Origin of the sequence: Salipaludibacillus daqingensis, assembly GCF_029891575.1 — a bacterium.
Taxonomy (GTDB): Bacteria; Bacillota; Bacilli; order Bacillales; family Salisediminibacteriaceae; genus Salipaludibacillus; species Salipaludibacillus daqingensis.
The window spans coordinates 365,032-384,228 of the sequence record NZ_JARZHF010000001.1; the positions used below are offsets into that span (position 1 = coordinate 365,032).

The 19,197-nt window shown below is 37.0% G+C and carries 21 protein-coding genes; all 21 read right to left on the minus strand.

Translation table 11 applies throughout. From position 1 onward, the window contains the following. Positions 1 to 53: 53 nt before the first annotated feature. Positions 54 to 1,340, minus strand: a complete 1,287-nt coding sequence (spoIVB, locus tag QDN89_RS01865; RefSeq protein ID WP_280768805.1) for a SpoIVB peptidase — start codon at positions 1,338 to 1,340, stop codon at positions 54 to 56. A gap of 129 nt (positions 1,341 to 1,469) precedes the next feature. After that, positions 1,470 to 3,197, minus strand: coding sequence for a DNA repair protein RecN (gene recN, locus QDN89_RS01870; protein ID WP_280768379.1), 1,728 nt, complete (start codon positions 3,195 to 3,197; stop codon positions 1,470 to 1,472). 39 nt (positions 3,198 to 3,236) lie between these two features. Next, positions 3,237 to 3,686: a transcriptional regulator AhrC/ArgR gene (gene ahrC, locus QDN89_RS01875; protein ID WP_280768380.1), complete on the minus strand. Its 450-nt coding sequence runs from the start codon at positions 3,684 to 3,686 to the stop codon at positions 3,237 to 3,239. 213 nt (positions 3,687 to 3,899) lie between these two features. Next, complete coding sequence (locus QDN89_RS01880; RefSeq protein WP_425335360.1) at positions 3,900 to 4,703, minus strand: TlyA family RNA methyltransferase; 804 nt, start codon at positions 4,701 to 4,703, stop codon at positions 3,900 to 3,902. 3 nt (positions 4,704 to 4,706) lie between these two features. Further along, positions 4,707 to 6,596 (minus strand): 1-deoxy-D-xylulose-5-phosphate synthase, encoded by a 1,890-nt coding sequence (gene dxs / locus QDN89_RS01885; RefSeq protein ID WP_280768381.1) that lies wholly within the window; start codon positions 6,594 to 6,596, stop codon positions 4,707 to 4,709. A 9-nt stretch (positions 6,597 to 6,605) separates the two neighbouring features. Next, the gene (locus QDN89_RS01890; protein ID WP_280768806.1) at positions 6,606 to 7,220 is read right to left on the minus strand and encodes a hypothetical protein; all 615 of its coding nucleotides are present in this window, start codon (positions 7,218 to 7,220) and stop codon (positions 6,606 to 6,608) included. An 868-nt stretch (positions 7,221 to 8,088) separates the two neighbouring features. Continuing rightward, on the minus strand, positions 8,089 to 8,979 hold the full coding sequence (locus tag QDN89_RS01895; RefSeq protein ID WP_280768382.1) for a polyprenyl synthetase family protein: 891 nt from the start codon (positions 8,977 to 8,979) through the stop codon (positions 8,089 to 8,091). 2 nt (positions 8,980 to 8,981) lie between these two features. Beyond that, positions 8,982 to 9,218, minus strand: coding sequence for an exodeoxyribonuclease VII small subunit (locus QDN89_RS01900; RefSeq protein ID WP_280768383.1), 237 nt, complete (start codon positions 9,216 to 9,218; stop codon positions 8,982 to 8,984). A 19-nt stretch (positions 9,219 to 9,237) separates the two neighbouring features. After that, on the minus strand, positions 9,238 to 10,584 hold the full coding sequence (gene xseA / locus QDN89_RS01905; protein WP_280768384.1) for an exodeoxyribonuclease VII large subunit: 1,347 nt from the start codon (positions 10,582 to 10,584) through the stop codon (positions 9,238 to 9,240). A gap of 12 nt (positions 10,585 to 10,596) precedes the next feature. Next, positions 10,597 to 11,448 carry a bifunctional methylenetetrahydrofolate dehydrogenase/methenyltetrahydrofolate cyclohydrolase FolD gene (gene folD / locus QDN89_RS01910; protein WP_280768385.1) on the minus strand — a complete coding sequence of 284 codons (852 nt, stop codon included), beginning with the start codon at positions 11,446 to 11,448 and terminating at the stop codon, positions 10,597 to 10,599. Positions 11,449 to 11,554: 106 nt separating this feature from the next. Beyond that, a complete protein-coding gene (gene nusB / locus QDN89_RS01915) occupies positions 11,555 to 11,953 on the minus strand; it encodes a transcription antitermination factor NusB (RefSeq protein ID WP_280768386.1) in 399 nt (132 codons plus the stop codon). Positions 11,954 to 12,189: 236 nt separating this feature from the next. Continuing rightward, positions 12,190 to 12,606 (minus strand): Asp23/Gls24 family envelope stress response protein, encoded by a 417-nt coding sequence (locus QDN89_RS01920; protein ID WP_280768387.1) that lies wholly within the window; start codon positions 12,604 to 12,606, stop codon positions 12,190 to 12,192. 14 nt (positions 12,607 to 12,620) lie between these two features. Further along, positions 12,621 to 13,985, minus strand: a complete 1,365-nt coding sequence (accC, locus tag QDN89_RS01925; protein ID WP_280768388.1) for an acetyl-CoA carboxylase biotin carboxylase subunit — start codon at positions 13,983 to 13,985, stop codon at positions 12,621 to 12,623. Between the two features lie 12 nt (positions 13,986 to 13,997). Continuing rightward, positions 13,998 to 14,516, minus strand: coding sequence for an acetyl-CoA carboxylase biotin carboxyl carrier protein (accB, locus tag QDN89_RS01930; protein WP_280768389.1), 519 nt, complete (start codon positions 14,514 to 14,516; stop codon positions 13,998 to 14,000). A 283-nt stretch (positions 14,517 to 14,799) separates the two neighbouring features. After that, entirely contained in the window at positions 14,800 to 15,123 is a 324-nt protein-coding gene (locus QDN89_RS01935) for a hypothetical protein (RefSeq protein WP_280768390.1), read from the minus strand. A gap of 320 nt (positions 15,124 to 15,443) precedes the next feature. Beyond that, entirely contained in the window at positions 15,444 to 16,052 is a 609-nt protein-coding gene (locus QDN89_RS01940; protein WP_280768391.1) for a SpoIIIAH-like family protein, read from the minus strand. Next, complete coding sequence (spoIIIAG, locus tag QDN89_RS01945; RefSeq protein ID WP_280768392.1) at positions 16,049 to 16,720, minus strand: stage III sporulation protein AG; 672 nt, start codon at positions 16,718 to 16,720, stop codon at positions 16,049 to 16,051. The genes QDN89_RS01940 and spoIIIAG overlap by 4 nt, the downstream gene beginning before the upstream one ends. Continuing rightward, positions 16,717 to 17,352, minus strand: a complete 636-nt coding sequence (spoIIIAF, locus tag QDN89_RS01950; protein ID WP_280768393.1) for a stage III sporulation protein AF — start codon at positions 17,350 to 17,352, stop codon at positions 16,717 to 16,719. Before spoIIIAF ends, spoIIIAG begins: the two co-directional genes overlap by 4 nt. Before the next feature lie 25 nt (positions 17,353 to 17,377). After that, positions 17,378 to 18,562: a stage III sporulation protein AE gene (gene spoIIIAE, locus QDN89_RS01955; protein ID WP_280768394.1), complete on the minus strand. Its 1,185-nt coding sequence runs from the start codon at positions 18,560 to 18,562 to the stop codon at positions 17,378 to 17,380. After that, on the minus strand, positions 18,559 to 18,966 hold the full coding sequence (gene spoIIIAD, locus QDN89_RS01960) for a stage III sporulation protein AD (protein ID WP_280768395.1): 408 nt from the start codon (positions 18,964 to 18,966) through the stop codon (positions 18,559 to 18,561). The genes spoIIIAE and spoIIIAD overlap by 4 nt, the downstream gene beginning before the upstream one ends. 15 nt (positions 18,967 to 18,981) lie before the next feature. Continuing rightward, positions 18,982 to 19,188 carry a stage III sporulation protein AC gene (gene spoIIIAC / locus QDN89_RS01965; protein WP_280768396.1) on the minus strand — a complete coding sequence of 69 codons (207 nt, stop codon included), beginning with the start codon at positions 19,186 to 19,188 and terminating at the stop codon, positions 18,982 to 18,984. Between the last annotated feature and the right edge of the window lie 9 nt (positions 19,189 to 19,197).

Here is a 19,197-nt window from a genome sequence, read left to right on the forward strand (position 1 = left end):
TATAAAATTAGCACCTATTTTTGAAATAGGTGCTTCAGAGTAACGATATAAAGTTATCCTGCTTCTTTCCATTCTTCACTTTCAATATCAATGCCAGCATCTTGTAACATCCATTCAATATGACAACCATATCCACTCGTTGGATCATTAACAAATACATGCGTCACAGCACCGACTATTTTATCGTTTTGTATGATGGGACTTCCGCTCATTCCTTGGACAATTCCACCTGTTTTTTCTAGCAGTTCATCATCCGTAACTTTGATTACCATCCCTTTTGTTGCCGGGAACTTTTGAGGTGTACTGTTGATGATCTCAATTTCAAACCGTTTCACTTCTTCTCCTTCAAGCACGGTTAAAATTTCGGCAGGACCTTCCTGCACTTGATCTGCTAGTCCAATTTCCTTGGGCTCTAATTTCGTTTCATTTTCCATTCCCTTTTTTATTTTTCCGAAAATTCCGAACTCTGAGTTTTTGGTAATATTACCTATAACTTTTCTTTCATTTGAAAAGCGGGCTAATTTTTCCCCAGGTTCTCCAGTTAATCCTTTTTCAATAGACGTAACATTAGATCTAATAATTTCACCATCGCCTACTTCAATCGGTTCTTTTGTTTCCATATCAGATATTACGTGACCTAACGCTCCGTATTTCCCAGATTTCGGTTCATAAAATGTTAGCGTTCCAACTCCAGCAGCCGAATCACGTATATACAAGCCTAAATGAAATCTTCCATCTCCTTTAGCTTTTACCGGAGTTAGTTCTTTTTCAATTATTTTTCCATCTCTTTTCACTTCAAATTTTATTGATGTTTTCTTTTCACCCGCTTTTTGCACTAACGGTTGAATGTCACTCATTTCCTTTATGTCATTCCCATCCATTTTCATGATCATATCTCCTACTTGTATATCTGATACTTCTCCAGGAGATACTTTTCCTGCACCCGTATCCATTAAGTGATGCCCTACAACCAAAACGCCGTCTGTTTGAACGCGAACACCTATCGATTCACCACTTGGGACTATTTTCAATTCTGGATGAACGGTTACGTCCATCGACCGAATAGGAAAACCATTTATCCCCATTACTACAGAGCTTTGTGAGTGGTTCATGGCTTCTATAGTTTGGTCTGATTCAGAGTTATAATCAATAGATGAATCATCATAATTTAATACAGAGACTGTGCTTGGAAGCTCCATCATTTGCCCTTCAAAAAGAGCAACTTCATGAGGAATTTGAACATACTTTTGTATAGGTGGGTAAAATGCAATGAAAAACAGAATGACAAGGAGAAGTATTCCTGTCGCCTTTCGGATCCATCCATGATTCAACCTTTTCACTCTCCTCGACTTTTCCTTCACCTCCACCATGGCTGTAATACTAATTTTGCCTTTAAATCGCACATTTATAACCTCTCGTAAAGAAAAAAACTAACCTCATTTGGTTAGTTTTATCATGGAAAATAATCATTAAGTTTTCATTTTTGCAGCTTGAGCCAATAATTCTTTCGCATGTTCCCGAGTAAGATCAGTTATTTCAACACCAGAAATCATACGACTAATCTCTTCCGTTTTATCGTTAAGCGATAATGGTTGAGCTTTTGTAATTGTTCTTCCATTTATTTCATCTTTAGATATAAACAAATGCGTATCCGCCATAGCTGCAACTTGAGGTAAATGAGTAATACATAATACTTGAGATCCAACAGAAATATGTTGAATTTTCTCAGCGATTGCCTGGGCAACTCTACCACTAACACCTGTATCTACTTCATCAAAAATGAGTGAGGTTACACCTTCATGTCTCGCCAAGATTGATTTCAATGCTAAAATCATTCTGGAAATCTCACCTCCAGAAGCAACTTTTGCTAATGGTTTTAATGGTTCTCCTTTATTTGTTGCAACCATAAACGAAACATAGTCAATCCCAGATTTTCTAAATGGAGAATTTTTTATCAGTTCATTTACTGAAAGATCGGTTTGTTTTTTTGTATCAAATTCGATATCGAAAATTGTGTCTTTCATGTAAAGATCATCTAATTGTTTTTTAATAGAAGATATCAGTTTTTTAGCGTGTTTTTTCCTTAACTCAGTTAAGTGGTTTGCCTCTATGGATAAATCCTTTGCACAAGCAACTAGTTCTTTCTCCCATTGTGAAAAACGCTGTTCACGATTTGTTAACGCATCCATTTCCTCTTCAATTGTTGTCGCATATTCTAAAATGTCGTTAACGGTTTCTCCATATTTCCTTTTTAATTGGCTAATTTCACTTAAACGAGCCTCGATTGAATTTAACCGCTCCGGATCAAATTCAATCCCCTCGTAATATTCCCTTAAAGAAAAAGACGACTCTTCAAGTAAATAATAAGAATTAGCAATTGTTTCATGCAGGTTATGTAACGCTGGATCCATTGAAGCCGCTTCTTCGATTTGATTCATTGCAGCCATGACCCATTCGAGACCTTTTCCATCGCCATATAATGATTCATATGTGCCGTGTACAGTTTGGTATAAGTCTTCACTATTGGATAATTTTTTTCTTTCTTCACTTAAGGATAGATCTTCATCTGGTTGTAATTCTGCCTCATCAATTTCTTTGAATTGATATCGAATTAAATCAAGTCGCTGAGCCATTTGTTGTTCGCTTTCAGTTAATTGCATCAGCTGCTCTCTTTTCTTTTGGAACTGTTGAAAAAGTTTTTCATACTCTTTTTTTGTTTTTGTAAGTGCAGATTCCGCAAATCGATCTAAAAATAATAAGTGCTTGTCGGTTTGCAATAATTTTTGATGTTCATGTTGACCATGAATATCTACAAGTAATTGTCCAACTTCTCTCAAAACGGCAAGCGTTGTTAATTTTTCATTTATTCGACAGATACTTTTTCCTTGTGTTGTCATTTCACGCCTTAAAACAATTGTTTCTTCTTCGTCTAACGAAATATCCAAGTCTTTTATTAGCTTGATCAATTCTTTTGACATATGATCTTCAACTGAGAATACGCCTTCAATTTCTGCACGTTTACTGCCATGACGAACATAATCGACAGAACCTCTTCCACCGATTAATAGGCCGATGGCATCAATAATGATCGATTTTCCTGCCCCTGTCTCACCTGTCATTACTGTTAAACCCTCTTCAAATGGCACCGTGATTTCATCAATGATTGCAAAATTACGAATAGAAAGTTCCAATAACATATTTTCCACCTCCATAAATAACCTTAACTTTCGAGGGTGTTACAACATATTTAAAAATCTTTCGCTAATTAAACTCGTATCGTTTTCCGAACGACAAATAATCAAAATCGTATCATCTCCACAAATACTGCCCATTATTTCATGCCAATCTAAATTATCAATTAAAGCACCAACAGCATTGGCATTTCCTGGTAAAGTTTTCATGACAATCATATTGTTTGTATGATCAATGGAAACAAAGCTATCCATCAATGCTCGTTTCAGCTTTTGCAGTGGGTTAAAACGTTGATCTGATGGCAAACTGTACTTGTATCTTCCATCCATCATCGGAACTTTCACGAGGTGAAGTTCTTTTATATCTCTGCTAACCGTTGCTTGAGTAACGTTAAATGCTGCCTCTCGAAGTTGTTCTACTAAGTCGTCTTGAGTTTCAATTTCTTGATTTGCTATGATATCTCTAATTTTAATATGCCTTTGACCTTTGTTCATGTGTATAACCTCCATTTAATCCATTCAGTTGAAGTCGCTTTATTTATTATAAACGAAACCTCATAATTATACAATAAATGAATAAACATACGCTTTTACCTTACCGTTACTTCTGATACGCATTAACGTATTTAAGAGGAAAGGCCTCAACTGATTGTTTTTGAAAGTCATGAGAAAAAGAGACATCTGATTATCATCTGTCTCTTTATTTGTTCATTCGGAATGATGAGCACCATCAACCACGTTATTCATTTTTTCTTCTGAGAAAAACTCTTCCCCTGATTGGTGACGAAGATGTAAAAGAAATTCTATGTTTCCTTCTCCACCTCTAATCGGAGAGGGTACCAATCCATGAACGGAAAAACCAATTTCTTCACAAAAGCTAACGATCTTTTTAACCACTTTTAAATGTACTTTCTTATCCCTAATAATACCTTTTTTTCCTACTTCTTCTCTTCCTGCTTCAAATTGAGGTTTAATAAGAGCTGAAACATCGCCATTTTCGGATAATATGTCTTTTAAAACTGGTAAAATTAGCTTCAATGAAATAAAAGAAACATCAATCGTAGCAAAATCAGGTCGACCACTTTTAAAATCATTTATCGAAGAATATCGAAAGTTCGTTCGCTCCATGACGATCACGCGATCATCTTGCCTTAATTTCCAAGCCAACTGATTGTACCCAACATCCAAAGCATAAACAAGTTTTGCTCCTTCCTGGAGGGCACAATCTGTAAATCCGCCTGTAGAGGATCCAATATCTAATACAACTTTATCTTTAAGGTCAAAAGAAAATACATCAATTGCTCGCTTTAACTTCAATCCCCCACGGCTTACGTAAGGCATCACTTGACCTTTCAAAGTCAGTTCTGTATCAATACTTACTTTCGTTCCAGGCTTGTCTATTCTTTCTCCATTAGCAAGAACCAATCCTGCCATAATCGTTCTTTTTGCTTTTTCTCTCGTTTCTGCAAGTCCTTTTTCTACAACTAGGACATCAATCCGTTCTTTTTTCATTTTTTACGCACGTTTCCTCTTCTTCGGAATAATTTGCTCCACTTGAGTAACAACATTTTCTGTAGTCAATCCAATTTCTTCAAGTAACTCTGGAACACTCCCGTGTTCAATATATTTATCTGGAATACCCATTCTTTCCACAACCATCGTATGGTGGTGATTTTCATGGAAAAATTCTAATACAGCACTTCCAAATCCACCTAATAGAGCCGTCTCCTCCAACGTTAAAATTGGACGATGACTTTTCGCAAGTTCTGTTAATTTATTATGATCTAACGGTTTGATAGATCGAGCATTAACCACTTCAACATTTATGCCTAGAGCATTTAATTTCTCCGCTGCTTCCATTGCAACTGGGATCATTGTTCCAAAGGTTAAAATAGAGAGATCTGTTCCTTCTTTTAATATTTCCCATTCTCCAAGAGGAATGACTTTCAATTCCTCGTCCATCTTGACCCCTAAACCAGCGCCTCTAGGATAGCGTACTGCGATTGGTCCATCATCGTAACATGTTGCTGTATAGATCATATGTTGAAATTCATTTTCATCTTTAGGACATAATATTTTCATATTCGGCAAATGGCGTAAATAAGAAACATCAAAAACTCCTTGGTGTGTTTCACCATCAGCGCCTACTAGACCCGCTCGATCTACAGCAAAAAAGACGTTTAAGTTTTGCCTACAAACATCATGAACTAGCTGATCGTATGCCCGTTGTAAAAACGTTGAATATATCGCCAATACTGGTTTCATTCCTTGAGTAGCTAAACCTGCTGACATTGTCGTTGCGTGTTGTTCAGCAATGCCTACATCAAACATGCGAGTTGGAAATTCTTTAGCAAACTTATCAAGTCCTGAACCACCCGGCATCGCTGGAGTAATCGCAACGATACGTTCATCTTGTCTTGCAATTCCTTTTAATGTTTCTGTAAATACTCCACTATAACTAGGCGGTCCTGGTTTTTTCACCACTTCCCCTGATTCGATTTTATATGGTCCAAGGCCATGCCATGTTCCTTTTGCATCGTTTTCTGCAGGAGCATATCCTTTTCCTTTTTTAGTGATAACATGCACAAGAACAGGCCCTTTTGTCTTTTTAGCGTATTTCATGTTCGTTTTTAAATCTTCTAAGTCATGGCCATCGACTGGTCCAAGGTATGTGAATCCCATCTCTTCAAAAAACATTCCTGATACAAGCAAATATTTTAAACTGTCTTTTACTCTTTCTGCTGTTGCCGCTAACCTGCCTCCAAAAGCAGGGATTTTCTTGATCAACATCTCTAGTTCTTCTTTTGCTTTTTGATACTTTCCTGCGGTTCTCATTCGTCCTAGCATGGAATGCAACGCTCCGACGTTTGGCGCAATTGACATCTCATTATCATTAAGGACGACAATCATATCTGTTTGCTCATGTCCGATATGATTAAGCGCTTCCAATGCCATACCTCCAGTCAGAGCGCCGTCTCCAATAACAGGAATAACGTAATTATCTGACCCTTTCAAGTCTCTTGCAAGAGCCATTCCCATTGCTCCTGACAATGACGTTGAACTATGCCCTGTTTCCCAGACATCATGCTTACTCTCTGATCGCTTGGGAAATCCACATAACCCTTGATACTGGCGAAGGGAACCAAATTGGTCCGCTCTCCCAGTTAAAATTTTATGCACATAGGCTTGATGTCCCACATCCCATAAAAATTTATCTTTAGGACTATCGAACAATTGATGTAGAACAAGTGTTAACTCGACCACTCCTAAATTAGGACCTAAATGCCCCCCCGTAACAGAGAGGTTTTCAATTAAAAATTTCCGAATATCCTTAGCAAGGTCTTCTAGATCTTTGTTGCTGTAATCTTTGACAAATTTAGGTTCATTTATGCTTAGCAAATCCAAGAAAAACCCTCACTTTCTTTTATTATTCTTATTACCCTTCTTTTTACGTTTATTATCTTTGAATATGGTTATTTTCAATTTTACCTCTAAAAAGTAAAATAATCTACCCACATGGTCTATGATCTCCGTTGAAAACTGAATAGCTACTGTTTTTCCTACAGATTTACCGCCTACAGTCAAAGCTGCAACCACACTCGTAAACAAAACAGAAATAGCAAATTGCACATTGGAACCCTCTTCATAGCCCATTTGTAAACCTAATTGGATAACGACATAAGCAGAAGCCGTTCCACTAATGACACCTGCAATATCACCAATAACATCATTTGTGAAATTTGAAAATCGATCAGCATTTCTTGTAATCATCACGGATTGTTTCGCACCTGGTATTTTTTCTGCAGCCATCGCATGAAAGGGCTTCTCATTAGCTGCCGTTGCTGCCACACCAATCGTATCAGAAATAACCCCGGTCAATACGATAAAGAAAACAATCATCATACCAATACCCCAGCTTACCCCACTTAGAACTGCTGTTGAGACAATGGAAAAAATAGCCGCCAGCACCAAGGTGATAACGGCTACTATTAAACTCCAATTTAACGATTTTTTCAACGAATTCTTCATCATTCATCAACTTCCTTTAAAATACATTAGCACCTACTTCATTTTCGTAGGTGCTAATGCATTCTCCATATTCCGGCAGCAATGCTATTATACATAGCTTGTCTTCTTTTAAAGCTTATTATTTTAAAATATGTGTGATATTAAACAAATTCATAAAACCCACAAATAATTTGTCTCAACCAATTCAAATATGTAGTGGCGAGTGGTCATTCAAAGAGTTAAAACTGCGCCTTAGGTCCAGTAGGTTTTCCCAAGTGAGTACCTCAGCGTCGCCGCTGTGACGGTTTCCCATTAAACTCACCTTGACGCTGTCACCAAACGTCAGACTGGATTACCACTTAGAACGCACTATAATCCCCTTTAAATGTCCTGTGGAACAGTCTAGGAGTTTTCCTCGACAGTTCTTATCCATCCTCTATCCTCTTTTGCAGAGACGATTTCATATGAATGATTGCTAATGAATACAACCTAGCATTCATAATCCCCTCGTACTCCACTCAAGGCAGGCTACGCTGCTCACAAGTTCCCGAAACTTGCAATGCAGGTTCATACCCTCACACGTAATACCGTCGGTTTACGGTTACCACATGGAAGGGCCTCCGCGGCTAGAGGGTCAACGCCCACATGCCATTGTGGATCGCCCTCAAGCCTTTACTCCCAATCATGACCCAAGGCTGGGCGCCTCAAGCCATACCTAGGAACTTCATCGATGTGCCCTTTAGCGGATTTTTAGGCCCGCTTTCGAAAATGGAGAACCGACTAGAATACTGCACCACTCACCTTATTAATTATACCATGATATGAATACGTCAGACAACATACAACGACTAGCAATTTCACCATGATTTACTAAAAACATAAAAACTAGTTAACTTGTGCGAGATCCAATATAATCAACCAAACCAAGCAAAATATCTTTGTCTATCTCTACATTATTAAGGTGATTCTTCGCACTACTTAAGTGAAAAGATAACTTCTCTTTAGCACCTTCCATTCCAAGTACTTTCGGGTATGTTGTTTTGTTATTTGTCTCATCACTGCCTACTGGTTTTCCGATTTTGTCTTCATCACCTTCAACGTCTAGGAGATCGTCTTTAATTTGAAAAGCTATACCTAGATGCTTGCCAAATAACTTAAGTTCCTTCGTTTCAGTCTTTGTCGCTGAAGATAAAATCGCTCCGCACTCCAATGCAACAGAAAGAAGATCTCCCGTTTTTCGATGATGAATATGTTGTAATTGTTCTACATCGAGCAGTTGATCTTCCCCTTCCATATCTTCTACCTGTCCACCAACCATCCCCGTTGGACCTGACGCAGCTGCAATTTTGCCGATTACACTCACTTTCTTGTCAGCTGACAAGTAGTCTAATCCAGCGATCAACTGAAAACTATAAGTTAAAAGCCCGTCTCCAGCTAAAATAGCTAAAGCTTCTCCAAAAACTTTATGATTTGTTGGTTTTCCGCGCCGTAAATCATCATCATCCATCGCAGGTAGGTCATCATGAATTAAAGAATACGTATGAATCATTTCTAAAGCACAAGCGACATCATAACCGTTAGTTAACGGTTGCCTAAATCCTTTTAATGTAGCTAAAAGCAAAATAGGTCGAACCCTTTTTCCTCCTGCTTCAAGGGAATAGATCATCGCTTCTTTTAGTGAAGCTGGTGCCTTTAATTCATTAATAAAATTAGGAAGTAACCGATCAATTTGCTTTTTCTCATCTTCTATAAATTTATCTAATATCGGTTGGACACTCACTTTTATTCGTCCTCTTCTACTTGGAATGTACTAATTTCCCCATCTTCAGAAAGAACTTCTGTCATTTGTTTCTCCACTTTTTGTAAGCGGTCTTGACAGTCTTTAGATAACTTCATTCCATCTTGAAACATAGTAATTGCTTCTTCTAGCGGCACGTCCCCTTGTTCTAGTTTCTCTACTAATTCTTCTAAACTTTTCATAGATTGCTCAAAAGTTAATGTTTGATTGTCATTTGACATATCCATTCCTCCATCATAATTATTCTGATTGATCAACATGCCTTTTTACTTCACATTGAAGTTTCCCATTTTGTAATTGCACGGAAATCATGGAGTCTATCGGTGCTTGATTGGTTTTTTTAACAAGTTTATTTTCTTCATTGTATACAAGGCTATATCCTCGATCCATCAATTTCAGAGGACTTAACAGATCTAGCTTTGACATTTGTAAAGATAAATGATTCTGCTTATCTCTTATAAGTTGAGTCATCGCTCTCTTGATCGCTTGGTCACTTTGCAAAAGCCGCTTCGTCTCTTGTTTTATTCTTTCTTGCGGATGAAGTACATGTAAACGCTGCGTGACCGAGTGTAACTGATCTTGTTTTTTCTCCAGTAGACGGCTTGATTCTCTTATTAACGTTTCATGTAAACGGTCTAATTCCTGTTCTTTTTGTTCTACTAGTTGTTTCGGATACCTGAAGGCATAAGACTTCGTTAAATACGTTAATCTTTCTTTTTCTTGTAACAATCTTGTTTCCGTAGCTCTTGTTAAGCGCGCTTTTCGTTCATAGATAGTCGTTAATAAGTCATGGATATTGGGAACCGCTAGCTCTGCTGCTGCAGTTGGGGTCGGTGCTCTTAAATCAGCGATAAAATCACTAATGGTTACATCTGTTTCATGACCAACGGCAGAAATGATAGGCAAATCAGAACGGAAGATGGCCTCGGCCACGACTTCCTCATTAAATGCCCATAATTCTTCTAGTGAACCACCACCTCTTCCGGAGATAATGACATCAAAGCGATTTGACTCATTTGCCTGTTTGATGGCACGTGCAATCGATAGTGGAGCGTCTGGACCTTGCACTAATACAGGGAGAAGCGTCACTTTCGCTAAAGGATAACGGCGAGTAATCGTTGTTATAATGTCTCTAACCGCTGCCCCTGTCGGAGAGGTAATAACAGCAATAGATTGTGGCATAGAAGGAATCGTTTTTTTTCTATCGGACGAAAAATAACCTGCCATTTCCAACTTTTTCTTTAGTTTTTCAAACGCTAAATATAGGTTCCCAATTCCATCTGGCTGCATTTCTTTTACATAAAGCTGATACTGACCATAAGGTTCATATACAGAGATATCTCCTCTTACGAGAACTCTCATACCATCTTCAGGTAAAAATTTAAGGGAGCGATTATTTCCAGCAAACATAACCGACTGCACTTTAGACTTCTCATCTTTTAATGTGAAGTACATGTGTCCACGACTATGCCGTTTAAAATTGGATATTTCTGCCCTTAACCACACATTTTGCAACTGTGAATCTCGATCCATCAGTTGTTTAATATGGCGGGTCAGGTCACTTACGGTAAGAAAGTCTTGATTCATCTGATTAACTCCTTACTTTAAGTTTCTATTCGCTGATAAAACCGTGTTATGTAAAAGCATTGTAATTGTCATTGGACCTACGCCACCAGGAACTGGAGTAATATAAGAAGCGACTTCTTTCACTTGATCGAAGACAACATCTCCAATTAACTTCCCTTCGTCATTTCGATTAACTCCTACATCTATAACAACAGCACCTTCTTTGACATCATCTTTGTCAATAAAGTGTGGTTTACCAACAGCAACAACAAGGATGTCAGCAGATCGAGTAAATTCCGCCATGTTTTTCGTCCGTGAGTGGCAATAAGTAACGGTCGCATTTTCGTTTAGTAAAAGTTGTCCAACTGGTTTTCCGACAATATTACTTCGACCAACAATGACAACGTGTTTCCCTTCAATTCCGATGTTTTTCGATTTGATCATTTCTACAATACCAAAAGGAGTACAAGGTAAAAAAGACTCTTGTCCTGTCATCATTCTTCCAATATTAATCGGATGAAATCCATCCACATCTTTATCAGGATGAATCGCTTCAATCACTTTCTTTTCTGAAATGTGATCAGGTATCGGCAACTGAACTAGAATGCCGTGAATATGTTCGGCCTTATTTAGCTTTTCAATTTTCGCTAGTAATTCAGCTTCTGTAATCGAAGGTGAGACTTCGTCAAGTTCAGAGTGAATCCCGGTTTCTTTACAGGCTTTTTGTTTGGCTCTTACATAAGATTGTGACGCTGGATCTTCTCCAACAAGAATGACTGCCAACCCAGGAATAATCCCTTTCTCTTTCAAACTTTCCACTTGGTTTTTCATTTCTAATCTTTTCTCTTGAGCAAGCTCTTTACCCGAAATAATTTCTGCTGTCATAACAAATCCCCCCGAAATCTCTTCAATATGGATTTAAGTTCGTCTTTAAAAACCACTTTGTTTCAATGGTTTTCATTAGAACTTGTTATAGAAAAACTGACATTTATCAGTTATCTAGTCGCTTAGCCACTTTTGAAAGAACACCGTTTGCAAACTTACCTGGTTCCTCTTCTCCAGTAAATCCTTTTGCTAAATCAATCGCCTCATTGATACTAACATTCATTGGGATATCAGATACGTACTTCATTTCATAGACCGCCATACGCAAAATAGCTCGATCTACTCTTGAAATTCTAGAAAGAGACCAATGCTCTAACACTTCTTCAATAAGTGGATCAATCTCTGTCAAATGTTCCACCGTTCCAAAAACAAGTGATTCAAAAAAGGAATCGATAACCTCTCCATCTTCCAAAACAGAATGCATCGCCTCCGTTGGATCAACATCTGTCATTTCAATTTGATAAAGTGCTTGTACCGTTTTAATTCTAGCTAATCTTCGTTTCATATATTTCTCCTATCTTACCGATCACAACATTAATCAGTTGATCAACGTCACTAAAATCGACTTTCATTTTATGATGATTTTGTGCTCTCTTTAGATGATAGCATATCTTTATCATTGAATACAGAACACGAAATAAATAATAGAAAAACTTCATATACGTATCATTCACCGATGAGGTAATACCTATTAAAGCAGTACCACCTTAAACAAAAATAAAAGCCAAAGATAACTTTGGCTTAAACTCCTTGCTCTTTTTTAGTTGCGTCTGGATCTGTTTTTTCCTCAAAATGAACCCCTACGACATGTACATCCACGGATAACACTTCGATGGCAGTCATGTTCTTTAAAGTTTGAACAATATTTTCCTGAATTTTTTGGCATACATCAGGAATGGATACACCATAATTCGTAATCACAAAAACTTCAATTTTCAAACCATCTTCGCTTAAGTCGACTTTTACTCCTTTTCCATGAGCACTCTTTCGACCTAACCGCTCAGCAACCCCAGAAGCAAAGTTTCCTCGCAACATTCCCACACCATCTATCTCAGATGTAGCAATCCCAGCAATAACTTCAATGACTTCAGGGGAAATTTCCACTTTACCTAGATTATTTTTGTCCATTGACATTTGAATCAAGTGATTTTCTGTCATTTCATTATCCTCCTTTATTCGTTTTCCTTTTCAGGTTTTAACGAATAAGTTTCTAAAAACTTCGTGTTGAAGTCCCCACCAATAAACACTTCATGATTGAAAAGTCTTAAATGGAATGGAATAGTCGTATGAACACCTTCAATAACAAATTCATTAAGAGCGCGTTTCATTTTTGCTATCGCTTCTTCTCGATCCCTTCCATAAGTGATTACTTTTGCAATCATAGAATCATAATAAGGTGTAATCGTATAGCCTGGAAACGCTGCACTATCTATTCTAACCCCTAGACCTCCTGGAGGTAAATACATACCAATTTTCCCAGGTGATGGCATAAAATTCTTATCAGGGTTTTCAGCATTTATTCGACATTCTATGGCCCAACCACTAAAAGTAACTTCCTCTTGAGTATAAGAAAGCTTCTCTCCTGACGCAACTAAAAGTTGTTCTTTAATTAAATCAATACCCGTTACCATTTCAGTTACTGGATGTTCCACTTGGATACGTGTGTTCATCTCCATGAAATAAAACTTTTTCTCGTGATGATCATAAATAAACTCAATCGTACCTGCACCAGTATATTCGACCGCTTTCGCTGCTTTCACAGCAGCAAGTCCCATTTCCTCGCGAATATTTTTATCAAGTGCTGGCGACGGTGACTCTTCAACTAATTTTTGAAGTCTTCGTTGTATCGTACAGTCTCTTTCGCCTAAATGAATAGCGTTACCAAAATTATCAGCCATTACTTGAATTTCTACATGACGGAAATCTTCAATGTATTTCTCTAAATATACTCCAGGATTCCCAAAATTAGCTTGAGCTTCTTTTTGAGTAATAGAAATCCCTTTTTTTAACTCTCCTTCATCAACAGCAACACGGATACCTTTCCCGCCGCCGCCTGCAGTAGCCTTAATAATAACAGGATACCCTATTTCCTTTGCAACCTTCATACCATCTTCAATCGTTTCAATGATCCCTTTGGAACCTGGAACAACAGGGACTCCTGCTTTTTCCATCGTTGTCCTAGCCACATCTTTTGTTCCCATTTGACTAATTGCCCATGGACTTGGCCCGATAAAAGCAATATTACAAGCATTACAAATTTCAGCAAAGTCAGCATTCTCCGCTAAAAAACCATAACCAGGGTGTATACCATCCACTTCAGTCAGCGTTGCCACACTCATAATATTCGTAAAATTTAAATAGCTGTCCCTTGATGAAACAGGACCAATACAATAGGCTTCATCTGCTAAACGAACATGAAGAGCCTCTGCATCAGCTTCAGAATAAACAGCAACCGTTTCAATGTTTAATTCTTTACAAGCTCGAATAATTCGAACGGCTATTTCTCCTCTATTCGCAACAAGAACTTTTTTTAACATCGATGTCATCTCCTACTCCGGCTTCACTAAGAAAAGTTCTTGGCCATATTCTACTAATTGTCCATTTTCAACCAGAACTTCTACAATTTCACCGTTTATCTCCGCTTCGATTTCGTTCATAAGTTTCATCGCTTCCACGATGCAAACAACGCTCTCTTGATTTACTTTGTCACCACTTTTCACATAAGGAGCTGAATCTGGTGAAGGTGATTCATAAAAGGTTCCTACCATAGGTGAAGTGATCGTATGTAATTTTTCATTAGATGCTTTGTTTTCATCAACAACCTTTATTTCTTTTTCATTCGAAGGTACAGACTCTTCTTTGATTACTTCTTGTTGAGGTTGCACTTCTTGAACGAAGTTTGTTTTCGTTGATTCTGTAGAATTTAACGATCGATTGTTTGAGCTGACCGGTTGGTCCGATTGTTTTTTCATTGTCACTTTTGAACCATTTTGTTCAAATTTAAATTCATCAATACTAGACTCATCAATTAGTTTAATTAGTTCTCTGATTTCTTGAATTTTCAACATATTTGTCACTCCATTCTCATTTAAATATAGGTTTATCACCTATACATTTCTTTTTAAAAATGAATCTCTTTAAACATTTAAGCCACGTCTTAAGACGTAGTCCTAAAAATATGCTACCTTAAATAACTTAAAATAGAAACCTTTTTTTCACTATCCGTGAAAAATTCACTCGTAAAAATCGAAAACGAACATCTATATTCACTAATAATGAAAACCCTTTCTTTCTCTTTTTATAAAAAGCCTTCCCACTAAGGTTCAGTCCTATAAGGAAGGCTTTTATCAATTATTCTTCTTTCTGTTTATATTCTCTAAAAATTGGGAAATCAGATAAATTATCTGGAATCTTTCCTTTATCAAGTAAAATTATTTTCACCGTATTTTTATTTCTTGCCATATGGTACTTATCTCCATACTCATTTTCTTCCGTAAATTTTTTTAAACTTTGATAATCTTCTTCTTGAATAGATACAGGTTCTCCTTCCCCTGCTTCTTCAGCAGTTTGTTCAAAACCTACTTCAAACTCAACAATTTGAATTTTATCATTCTTAATATTTCTCGTTTGCTCTAAAACGGCTTTTGCACCTTCAGTTAATTGTGACCATTCCATCAAATATCTCTCCCTTAAGAAAACGTATAGTGCTTCGATCGTCTGCGAAGCTACTCCAATTGGGTATTATACCACCAATCATATTAAAATCATACTTTCATAATTAATTGATCTTAAAAGTAACGATCTAGTTCTCTCCAGCTAAAAGCTGAATCTGAGAAAATGTAAATAGAGTACTAAACACTTTCTCCTATTTTACCACTATTAATAACATATTTCCGCTACAATAAGATTTCTTTTTTTACATTTGAGTATATGTAAAGAAAAATAGCTTCCTCCATTTCTTAATGGAGAAAGCCTGAAGGGTCTTCCCTTCTTTATTATTCGGTCCCTGGTTGATAACCAACTCGAATATTCTCGATACCTATATGTTCATAAGCTAATTGATTAAGTTCGACAGCTTCTTCTTTTGATAAATCCGCCGCTTTCACATAAATATTCACTTGATTTTCATCAGCCATTACTAATGCATCTTCATATCCTTTCGATCGAATCATTGTTTCGATCATTTCTTCTTGCTGAGACATTATTTGAAGCGACTCAATTTTTTCTAAAGCTTCGACTTGTATCTCAGGTTCTGTTTCTGTTGATGCAATAACGCTTTTATACTCTTCATTTAATTTCCCTCTAGAATCTTGACGCTGGAGACGAATTGTATCAAACATTTGATCCACATTCACTTGTGATATTGTTGAGTCACCAATGACTTCCTCTGCATCTTCTAATTCAATAAATGTTAACTCTTCGTCATCCATCCATTCAAATTCTATTTCTTCTCCTAATCCTGCAGTCTCTTCTGCCTCTTGCTCTCCTTCTGGTTCTCCCGATTGCGGATCACCAAATTGTTCCATAGAAATATAATATACAGATAGGACAATAATTAAACTTAGCATAGTTAATAACCATACCGTTTGTCTTTTTAAAATCATGAAGCATCCTCCTCTAGTTTTCTCGGCATTACAGAAACACGATGGGACGGTATATCTAATACGCGACTTATCGCTTCAACTACCCAAGTTTTCACTTGCACATTATCCACGCCATTTGCCACGACTAGTACACCACTAATCTCTGGTTTTTTCGTTTTAATGAGCAATGGTTCTTCTTGGTCTCCTTTTCTAACAATAACTACCTGCTCATCTTTCGTAGAATCCTTTACATCTCGAGTACCTCCCTCCCGATCTGTTTCCTCCGTATTCTGTTCTGTCGTATGTGTATCTTTTTCATATATATTTGTTTCTGAACCAGCTAGATTGACCATGACTGAAACGTTTGACACCCCTACAATTTCTTCTAAAGCCTTTTTTAATTGAGTCTCATAATGGTACTCGAAATCATCCCTTTTTATTTCAGGATTTTCTTTCTCCTTGTCCGATTTAAATACAGCTGTTTCCACCTCCTCCTTCTCATCAACTTCAGATGAATGTAATGTCATCGTCGGTTCATCATTATCATCTTCTTGCAGATAACTGCCCAATATCATCAAAAACACCCCGACCGCAATCAATATAAGAAAATACCCTAATCTAACTTTTTTCCCTTTATTTTTAAATGTAAAGGAGTGAAACAACGTCTCGTTTTTTTTCTCTTTAGTCACCTGTTTCTCCCTCCTTTTTCTGAAATAATTATCGTTTCTTCAGGGACTTCCCATAAATCTGCTAAGTGAGTTTTCATTTGTTTTTTCCCCTCCAAATCACCGTCTTTACTTTTGGTTGACGTTTCACTCTCAATCACAATCGGATCGATTTGAATTTCATCTTCTTTTTCTTTCATTTCTTCCTCACTCGCTTTTTGAATCGAGACATAGATACTCTCTAGGTTTTTTTTATCTTCCTGTTCATGTAACGAGTGAAAATTTACTGTCACTTCTACAATCTTCATTTCAAACTCATGTAAGAAGCTGACCTGAGCTTTATCTCGTAATTGGACAGCCACTTGTTCAGAAATATATGCAAGTGATTCAGATTCTATATCTGATTTTTCCAAATGTATGTTATCTGTATTATTTTCATAGGTCCCTTCCCCCAAGACTTCCATTTGCTCGATAAGGGTTTCTGGGTCTTCTTGAAAGATTGATAATATTGGTTGAAGCATTGCTACTAAAAGCATCAAGCCTACGACAAGCTTCACATATCGCTGTGTAGATGAGTTTGGTAATAAAAGCTCTAATATGGTTGCGAATAAAATTAATAAAAGAATATTTGTGATCCAACTACTGATTAGTGCCATTTTATTTCACCTCTTTTATCCCTTATCACCTGAGCATAATCGAAAGATTTCCGGAGATGACAATGATCGTAATGGATAGGAAAAACATTAATGAGACAGCCGCTAAAGCTGCGAAAACAAATAGGATATTTTTACCAATAATAGACAAACAATCAATAATTGGTCCTCCACCAAGCGGTTGAAGAATTGCTGCTGAGAAGGAATAGATGATAGATATAACTAGTACTTTCAAAGCTGGAAATGTACAAATAAGTAGTAATACAAATAGCCCTAACACTCCGATTGTATTTTTAAGTAAAAGGGAAGCACCCATCACCGTATCTGCTGCATCTGTGAACATCCTCCCTACAACTGGAACAAAATTCCCTGTAACAAACTTGGCCGTCCTAATGGCAATTCCATCTGCAACAGCTGCCGTTGCTCCTTGGACAGATAATACACCTAAAAAAACAGTTAAAAATATACCTAAGCTTCCAACAGCAACATTTCGCAATAAAGCGGCAAGCTTGGACACTTTATAATGGTCAGTCATCGTACTAACAATAGAGAGAAGCGTTGACAGTAATAACAGAGGCAAAATAAAATATTGAACAAATAATCCACTCGTATGAACAATAAACATAACCATTGGGTGAAAGAGAGCCACAGAAGTTACGCTCCCCACAGTTGCCATTAAGACTAACAACATTGGAACTAAAGCCACCATAAATTGATTCATTACTTGAATCGTTGATTCGGCTAATTCCATAGCAATATAAAAACTATTTAAAGCGATGATCATTAACACCATATATGTCACAGCATAAGCAACCTTACTAATTTGATATTTCTCAAATGCTTGCTGTAAATGAACGAGAATCATACTAAATACAGTTAATAGAATCAATGTTCCGAGTAATTTGCCCTGGGCGACAATTTCATGAAAAAAGAATTTCAAAAAACCTAATCCCCATGCTTTTAATGAAAAATCTTGATCACCTTTTAACAAACCCATGAAATCATCTCGTTGCATTTCAGGTAAAAAACCTTCATAATCATGACGAACTTGATTCCAAAACTCTTCAATTTCTTCAATGTTCAGCTGATTCATTTGTTTGTCCATGATTTCTTCTTCATTAAGCGTTTTTGGTTCTTCAGCAAAAACAACGCTCGTCCCCATGAATCCTAAAAAAAATAGCAGCACTATATTGACAAGTATTTTTTTATTCATGAAAAGTCCCCCGAAGCTGCTGGAATTAACGTAAGAATGGTTTCAATTATTACTGAAATGATTGGAATGGCCATAATCATGATTAGCACTTTACCTGTCAACTCGATTTTTGATGCAATAGCACCTTGCCCGGCATCCCGAGCAATCTGTGCGCCAAATTCTGCTATATAAGCAATTCCTATAATCTTAAAAATCGTTTGAACATAAATTAAGTTAACATTTGCATTCACTGCTAATTCTTCAATTAAATCAATCATGATCGCAATCTTATCTACTAAAAATAAGAAAATGATAATGCCAGTAAAAACCGTTAATAAAAAAGCAAACACTGGCTTTTGTTCTTTGACAACCAAAGCCAAGAAGGTGGTAATCATTCCTAGACCAACAATTTGAATGATTTCCATAACTTTTCCCTCCTTTTAGCTTTGAAACAAAAATACGCTTCGAATTTTTGTGAATAAATCATCAATAACGGTAGCGACCATATATAGCACAACGACAAAGGCAATAAGCGTCACCCAATTTCCTATTTCTTCTTTTCCCATTTGTTTCAAAACGGTATGGATCATTGCAACAACAATGCCTACCCCTGCAATTTGAAAAATCAAGCCCACATCGTAATTCAACCGATCTCC

Excerpts from the sequence above, each read along its gene's own strand:
- recN (WP_280768379.1), bottom strand. The coding sequence starts at position 3,197 with ATGTTATTGGAACTTTCTATTCGTAATTTTGCAATCATTGATGAAATC.
- ahrC (WP_280768380.1), bottom strand. The coding sequence starts at position 3,686 with ATGAACAAAGGTCAAAGGCATATTAAAATTAGAGATATCATAGCAAAT.
- QDN89_RS01880 (WP_425335360.1), bottom strand. The coding sequence starts at position 4,703 with ATGAAAAAAGAACGGATTGATGTCCTAGTTGTAGAAAAAGGACTTGCA.
- QDN89_RS01890 (WP_280768806.1), bottom strand. The coding sequence starts at position 7,220 with ATGAAGAATTCGTTGAAAAAATCGTTAAATTGGAGTTTAATAGTAGCC.
- QDN89_RS01900 (WP_280768383.1), bottom strand. The coding sequence starts at position 9,218 with ATGTCAAATGACAATCAAACATTAACTTTTGAGCAATCTATGAAAAGT.
- xseA (WP_280768384.1), bottom strand. The coding sequence starts at position 10,584 with ATGAATCAAGACTTTCTTACCGTAAGTGACCTGACCCGCCATATTAAA.
- folD (WP_280768385.1), bottom strand. The coding sequence starts at position 11,448 with ATGACAGCAGAAATTATTTCGGGTAAAGAGCTTGCTCAAGAGAAAAGA.
- nusB (WP_280768386.1), bottom strand. The coding sequence starts at position 11,953 with ATGAAACGAAGATTAGCTAGAATTAAAACGGTACAAGCACTTTATCAA.
- QDN89_RS01920 (WP_280768387.1), bottom strand. The coding sequence starts at position 12,606 with ATGACAGAAAATCACTTGATTCAAATGTCAATGGACAAAAATAATCTA.
- accC (WP_280768388.1), bottom strand. The coding sequence starts at position 13,985 with ATGTTAAAAAAAGTTCTTGTTGCGAATAGAGGAGAAATAGCCGTTCGA.
- accB (WP_280768389.1), bottom strand. The coding sequence starts at position 14,516 with ATGTTGAAAATTCAAGAAATCAGAGAACTAATTAAACTAATTGATGAG.
- QDN89_RS01935 (WP_280768390.1), bottom strand. The coding sequence starts at position 15,123 with ATGGAATGGTCACAATTAACTGAAGGTGCAAAAGCCGTTTTAGAGCAA.
- QDN89_RS01940 (WP_280768391.1), bottom strand. The coding sequence starts at position 16,052 with ATGATTTTAAAAAGACAAACGGTATGGTTATTAACTATGCTAAGTTTA.
- spoIIIAF (WP_280768393.1), bottom strand. The coding sequence starts at position 17,352 with ATGGCACTAATCAGTAGTTGGATCACAAATATTCTTTTATTAATTTTA.
- spoIIIAE (WP_280768394.1), bottom strand. The coding sequence starts at position 18,562 with ATGAATAAAAAAATACTTGTCAATATAGTGCTGCTATTTTTTTTAGGA.
- spoIIIAD (WP_280768395.1), bottom strand. The coding sequence starts at position 18,966 with ATGGAAATCATTCAAATTGTTGGTCTAGGAATGATTACCACCTTCTTG.